Raw genomic sequence first — 5,283 nt, forward strand, 5'->3', positions numbered from 1 at the left:
ATTCGCCTCCCGCTAACGAGAGATCGGAAGCGCAAGTGGTTGAAGTTGTTAAAGATTTCCAAGCGAAACTTTGAAAACTTCTGAAAATAACCGCTTGACAGCAACAGAGGCTGCTGTAGAATGCGCGCCTCGGTTGAGACGAAAGATCTTAACCAACCGCTCTTTAACAACTGAATCAAGCAATTCGTGTGGGTGCTTGTGGAGTCAGACTGATAGTCAACAAGATTATCAGCATCACAAGTTACTCCGCGAGAAATCAAAGATGTAACCAACGATTGCTGAGCCAAGTTTAGGGTTTCTTAAAAACCCAAAGATGTTTGAACTGAAGAGTTTGATCATGGCTCAGATTGAACGCTGGCGGCAGGCCTAACACATGCAAGTCGAGCGGTAGAGAGAAGCTTGCTTCTCTTGAGAGCGGCGGACGGGTGAGTAATGCCTAGGAATCTGCCTGGTAGTGGGGGATAACGCTCGGAAACGGACGCTAATACCGCATACGTCCTACGGGAGAAAGCAGGGGACCTTCGGGCCTTGCGCTATCAGATGAGCCTAGGTCGGATTAGCTAGTTGGTGAGGTAATGGCTCACCAAGGCGACGATCCGTAACTGGTCTGAGAGGATGATCAGTCACACTGGAACTGAGACACGGTCCAGACTCCTACGGGAGGCAGCAGTGGGGAATATTGGACAATGGGCGAAAGCCTGATCCAGCCATGCCGCGTGTGTGAAGAAGGTCTTCGGATTGTAAAGCACTTTAAGTTGGGAGGAAGGGCATTAACCTAATACGTTAGTGTTTTGACGTTACCGACAGAATAAGCACCGGCTAACTCTGTGCCAGCAGCCGCGGTAATACAGAGGGTGCAAGCGTTAATCGGAATTACTGGGCGTAAAGCGCGCGTAGGTGGTTTGTTAAGTTGGATGTGAAATCCCCGGGCTCAACCTGGGAACTGCATTCAAAACTGACAAGCTAGAGTATGGTAGAGGGTGGTGGAATTTCCTGTGTAGCGGTGAAATGCGTAGATATAGGAAGGAACACCAGTGGCGAAGGCGACCACCTGGACTGATACTGACACTGAGGTGCGAAAGCGTGGGGAGCAAACAGGATTAGATACCCTGGTAGTCCACGCCGTAAACGATGTCAACTAGCCGTTGGGAGCCTTGAGCTCTTAGTGGCGCAGCTAACGCATTAAGTTGACCGCCTGGGGAGTACGGCCGCAAGGTTAAAACTCAAATGAATTGACGGGGGCCCGCACAAGCGGTGGAGCATGTGGTTTAATTCGAAGCAACGCGAAGAACCTTACCAGGCCTTGACATCCAATGAACTTTCCAGAGATGGATTGGTGCCTTCGGGAACATTGAGACAGGTGCTGCATGGCTGTCGTCAGCTCGTGTCGTGAGATGTTGGGTTAAGTCCCGTAACGAGCGCAACCCTTGTCCTTAGTTACCAGCACGTTATGGTGGGCACTCTAAGGAGACTGCCGGTGACAAACCGGAGGAAGGTGGGGATGACGTCAAGTCATCATGGCCCTTACGGCCTGGGCTACACACGTGCTACAATGGTCGGTACAGAGGGTTGCCAAGCCGCGAGGTGGAGCTAATCCCATAAAACCGATCGTAGTCCGGATCGCAGTCTGCAACTCGACTGCGTGAAGTCGGAATCGCTAGTAATCGCGAATCAGAATGTCGCGGTGAATACGTTCCCGGGCCTTGTACACACCGCCCGTCACACCATGGGAGTGGGTTGCACCAGAAGTAGCTAGTCTAACCTTCGGGAGGACGGTTACCACGGTGTGATTCATGACTGGGGTGAAGTCGTAACAAGGTAGCCGTAGGGGAACCTGCGGCTGGATCACCTCCTTAATCGACGACATCAGCTGCTCCATAAGTTCCCACACGAATTGCTTGATTCATTGAAGAAGACGATAAAGAAGCAGCCCGAAATTGGGTCTGTAGCTCAGTTGGTTAGAGCGCACCCCTGATAAGGGTGAGGTCGGCAGTTCGAATCTGCCCAGACCCACCAATTTTGTGTGGGAAACGCCTGTAGAAATACGGGGCCATAGCTCAGCTGGGAGAGCGCCTGCCTTGCACGCAGGAGGTCAACGGTTCGATCCCGTTTGGCTCCACCACTACTGCTTCTGATTGTAGAAAGCTTAGAAATGAGCATTCCATCCTGGTGATGGTGAATGTTGATTTCTAGTCTTTGACTAGATCGTTCTTTAAAAATTTGGGTATGTGATAGAAAGATAGACTGGATGGCACTTTCACTGGTGTTGTTCAGGCTAAGGTAAAATTTGTGAGTTTAATCGCGAATTTTCGGCGAATGTCGTCTTCACAGTATAACCAGATTGCTTGGGGTTATATGGTCAAGTGAAGAAGCGCATACGGTGGATGCCTTGGCAGTCAGAGGCGATGAAAGACGTGGTAGCCTGCGAAAAGCTTCGGGGAGTCGGCAAACAGACTTTGATCCGGAGATGTCTGAATGGGGGAACCCACCTAACATAAGTTAGGTATCTTAAGCTGAATACATAGGCTTAAGAAGCGAACCAGGGGAACTGAAACATCTAAGTACCCTGAGGAAAAGAAATCAACCGAGATTCCCTTAGTAGTGGCGAGCGAACGGGGACTAGCCCTTAAGTGGCTTTGAGATTAGCGGAACGCTCTGGAAAGTGCGGCCATAGTGGGTGATAGCCCTGTACGCGAAAATCTCTTGGTCATGAAATCGAGTAGGACGGAGCACGAGAAACTTTGTCTGAATATGGGGGGACCATCCTCCAAGGCTAAATACTACTGACTGACCGATAGTGAACTAGTACCGTGAGGGAAAGGCGAAAAGAACCCCGGAGAGGGGAGTGAAATAGATCCTGAAACCGTATGCGTACAAGCAGTGGGAGCCCACTTTGTTGGGTGACTGCGTACCTTTTGTATAATGGGTCAGCGACTTATTTTCAGTGGCGAGCTTAACCGAATAGGGGAGGCGTAGCGAAAGCGAGTCTTAATAGGGCGTCTAGTCGCTGGGAATAGACCCGAAACCGGGCGATCTATCCATGGGCAGGTTGAAGGTTGGGTAACACTAACTGGAGGACCGAACCGACTACCGTTGAAAAGTTAGCGGATGACCTGTGGATCGGAGTGAAAGGCTAATCAAGCTCGGAGATAGCTGGTTCTCCTCGAAAGCTATTTAGGTAGCGCCTCATGTATCACTGTAGGGGGTAGAGCACTGTTTCGGCTAGGGGGTCATCCCGACTTACCAAACCGATGCAAACTCCGAATACCTACAAGTGCCGAGCATGGGAGACACACGGCGGGTGCTAACGTCCGTCGTGAAAAGGGAAACAACCCAGACCGTCAGCTAAGGTCCCAAAGTTATGGTTAAGTGGGAAACGATGTGGGAAGGCTTAGACAGCTAGGAGGTTGGCTTAGAAGCAGCCACCCTTTAAAGAAAGCGTAATAGCTCACTAGTCGAGTCGGCCTGCGCGGAAGATGTAACGGGGCTCAAACCATACACCGAAGCTACGGGTATCACTTAGGTGATGCGGTAGAGGAGCGTTCTGTAAGCCTGTGAAGGTGAGTTGAGAAGCTTGCTGGAGGTATCAGAAGTGCGAATGCTGACATGAGTAACGACAATGGGTGTGAAAAACACCCACGCCGAAAGACCAAGGTTTCCTGCGCAACGTTAATCGACGCAGGGTTAGTCGGTCCCTAAGGCGAGGCTGAAAAGCGTAGTCGATGGAAAACAGGTTAATATTCCTGTACTTCTGGTTATTGCGATGGAGGGACGGAGAAGGCTAGGCCAGCTTGGCGTTGGTTGTCCAAGTTTAAGGTGGTAGGCTGGAATCTTAGGTAAATCCGGGATTCTAAGGCCGAGAGCTGATGACGAGTGTACTTTTAGTACACGAAGTGGTTGATGCCATGCTTCCAAGAAAAGCTTCTAAGCTTCAGGTAACCAGGAACCGTACCCCAAACCGACACAGGTGGTTGGGTAGAGAATACCAAGGCGCTTGAGAGAACTCGGGTGAAGGAACTAGGCAAAATGGCACCGTAACTTCGGGAGAAGGTGCGCCGGTGAGGGTGAAGCATTTACTGCGTAAGCCCATGCCGGTCGAAGATACCAGGCCGCTGCGACTGTTTATTAAAAACACAGCACTCTGCAAACACGAAAGTGGACGTATAGGGTGTGACGCCTGCCCGGTGCCGGAAGGTTAATTGATGGGGTTAGCTAACGCGAAGCTCTTGATCGAAGCCCCGGTAAACGGCGGCCGTAACTATAACGGTCCTAAGGTAGCGAAATTCCTTGTCGGGTAAGTTCCGACCTGCACGAATGGCGTAACGATGGCGGCGCTGTCTCCACCCGAGACTCAGTGAAATTGAAATCGCTGTGAAGATGCAGTGTATCCGCGGCTAGACGGAAAGACCCCGTGAACCTTTACTATAGCTTTGCACTGGACTTTGAATTTGCTTGTGTAGGATAGGTGGGAGGCTTTGAAGCGTGGACGCCAGTTCGCGTGGAGCCAACCTTGAAATACCACCCTGGCAACTTTGAGGTTCTAACTCAGGTCCGTTATCCGGATCGAGGACAGTGTATGGTGGGTAGTTTGACTGGGGCGGTCTCCTCCTAAAGAGTAACGGAGGAGTACGAAGGTGCGCTCAGACCGGTCGGAAATCGGTCGTAGAGTATAAAGGCAAAAGCGCGCTTGACTGCGAGACAGACACGTCGAGCAGGTACGAAAGTAGGTCTTAGTGATCCGGTGGTTCTGTATGGAAGGGCCATCGCTCAACGGATAAAAGGTACTCCGGGGATAACAGGCTGATACCGCCCAAGAGTTCATATCGACGGCGGTGTTTGGCACCTCGATGTCGGCTCATCACATCCTGGGGCTGAAGCCGGTCCCAAGGGTATGGCTGTTCGCCATTTAAAGTGGTACGCGAGCTGGGTTTAGAACGTCGTGAGACAGTTCGGTCCCTATCTGCCGTGGACGTTTGAGATTTGAGAGGGGCTGCTCCTAGTACGAGAGGACCGGAGTGGACGAACCTCTGGTGTTCCGGTTGTCACGCCAGTGGCATTGCCGGGTAGCTATGTTCGGAATAGATAACCGCTGAAAGCATCTAAGCGGGAAACTAGCCTCAAGATGAGATCTCACTGGGACCTTGAGTCCCCTGAAGGGCCGTCGAAGACTACGACGTTGATAGGTTGGGTGTGTAAGCGCTGTGAGGCGTTGAGCTAACCAATACTAATTGCCCGTGAGGCTTGACCATATAACACCCAAGCAATTTGCTGACCTGAAGAGGC

General features: G+C 51.3%; 2 tRNA genes and 2 rRNA genes. All 4 read left to right on the forward strand.

Going from position 1 to position 5,283, the window contains the following annotated elements:
* Positions 1-319 precede the first annotated feature (319 nt).
* Positions 320-1,856 (forward strand): 16S ribosomal RNA (locus KGB14_RS23120).
* Positions 1,857-1,939: 83 nt separating this feature from the next.
* Positions 1,940-2,016 (forward strand) — tRNA-Ile (locus KGB14_RS23125).
* 30 nt (positions 2,017-2,046) lie between these two features.
* A tRNA-Ala gene (locus tag KGB14_RS23130) sits at positions 2,047-2,122 on the forward strand.
* 235 nt (positions 2,123-2,357) lie between these two features.
* Positions 2,358-5,249: ribosomal RNA gene (locus KGB14_RS23135) — 23S ribosomal RNA — on the forward strand.
* Together the 16S and 23S rRNA genes with 2 tRNA genes alongside form the textbook arrangement of a ribosomal RNA operon.
* Positions 5,250-5,283: the final 34 nt, after the last annotated feature.

It is taken from the genome of Pseudomonas sp. A-RE-19 (genome assembly GCF_019956555.1).
Taxonomy (GTDB): domain Bacteria; phylum Pseudomonadota; class Gammaproteobacteria; order Pseudomonadales; family Pseudomonadaceae; genus Aquipseudomonas.